The following is a 1,504-nucleotide window of genomic DNA, read 5'->3' as shown; positions in this document are numbered from 1 at the left end:
GATGAAGTAAATGCGCTGATCAAAAATGCTTATTGTTACATCCAGCCTTCGGATGTGGAAGGGCTTTCGCCGATCGTTTTAACTGTAATGGGCCTGAATGTTCCGCTAATTGTAAGTGATATTGAAGAAAACGAGTACGCGGTTTTGGACACGGCATGCAAATTTAAAAAAGGGAACATTGCTTCGCTAACCGAACAGATCAATTACAGCGAAACGCATTATCCCGAAATGCTGGCATTGGCCGAAAAAGCACAGCACCGCGCGTTAAGTGTTTTTAACTGGGAAAAAGTTGCCGACGAGCATGTGGAAGTATTTGCCAACAGTTAATTAACTGATTTAAACATATTCTTTGTACTTCACACCATGCTTCTTTTACCGGCATAAAATTGGTATTACCTGGTTTTGGTTTCTTTGAAACTGGTACATGCACCAATTTTTATAGGGTAAAAGAAGCATCAACTTATTTTGTGGGTTACTGTTTAAATCATTGCTGAAATTCCTCCGGCCTCAACAACCATTTTTATTTTGATTACGGATTGGCTATCGCAGTATTTTGCAAAACCGCTTCATCATCCTTCTTTTTACGGAACCGGTAAAAAAAAGCAATCACAAACCTGGTGCCTATAAAATGGTTGATAAATATTTTTTGGGATTTTAAGGATATGGGCGTATAGGTCAGGTTTTTCCGCATTTTAAAAAATTCGTAAAAGCCGATGATGTTGTACCAGGTTTCTTTCAATTCTCCTTTTTTAAACGTTTTCAAATTGTTAATCAGCACCCGGATTAAATATTTCCATCTTGATTTAGGAAAGTGTTTGTAGATAATGCCTAATTCGTGCTTGGTGCACAAAACCCTAAGCCGTTTGGTGCTTCTGTGCACGGCACTTGTCCGGTGGTCCACTTTACATTTTGCAAAATATTCTACCCGGTAACCGGCATCAATGGTTCGTATGCCCAAGTCCCATTCGTTGGCATATAAAAAAATCCAATCCGCATAACCACCAATTTTATCGTAAACAGATTTTCTGAAAATAGCGCCGCAACCGATAAAACCAACAATATCCTGTCCGTCTTTCCAGCGCCAACCTTCGCTGGTATAAGGCCCGGTCGTAACATTCAAAGCTAAAATACCGATGTCGGGCTTTTTATCCAAGTGGTTGATGGCGTCGTCTAAGCCTGATACCACATGGCTGTCATCATCAATAATGATAAAATATTCTCCCTGTGCTTTTGCAAAACCCAGGTTCCAGGCAGGCGCGCCGGTGTTTACTTTGTTTTCGATCAACACCACATCTGGGTGGTTTGCTTTAACCGCCTCTGCGCTCCCGTCCGAGGACGCATTGTCCACAATCACAATTTCGTAGTCCCAAATACTGTTTTCAATCAGGTATTTTGTTTTTTCGATGGTAAGCAGAAGTTCCTCTCTCCTGTTGTAATTGACAAGTACGAAAGAAGCTTTCATTTTGCTGTAAACATTTTTTTAATCGGTTTATGTATTTTGGTT

Annotated in this window: 2 protein-coding genes; one reads left to right on the top strand and one right to left on the bottom strand. The window is 40.4% G+C overall.

The genetic code is table 11. The features are described 5' to 3' along the window. Nucleotides 1-327: hypothetical protein (locus Q0192_RS10405; protein ID WP_299289418.1), on the top strand; the 327-nt coding region annotated here is incomplete at its 5' end. 202 nt (nt 328-529) lie between these two features. Here the strand turns inward: Q0192_RS10405 and Q0192_RS10400 are convergent. After that, on the bottom strand, nt 530-1,462 hold the full coding sequence (locus Q0192_RS10400) for a glycosyltransferase (RefSeq protein ID WP_299289417.1): 933 nt from the start codon (nt 1,460-1,462) through the stop codon (nt 530-532). Between the last annotated feature and the right edge of the window lie 42 nt (nt 1,463-1,504).

Origin of the sequence: uncultured Mucilaginibacter sp. (genome assembly GCF_937859865.1) — a bacterium.
Taxonomy (GTDB): Bacteria; Bacteroidota; Bacteroidia; order Sphingobacteriales; family Sphingobacteriaceae; genus Mucilaginibacter_A.
This window is presented reverse-complemented; position numbering and strand designations above follow the sequence as displayed.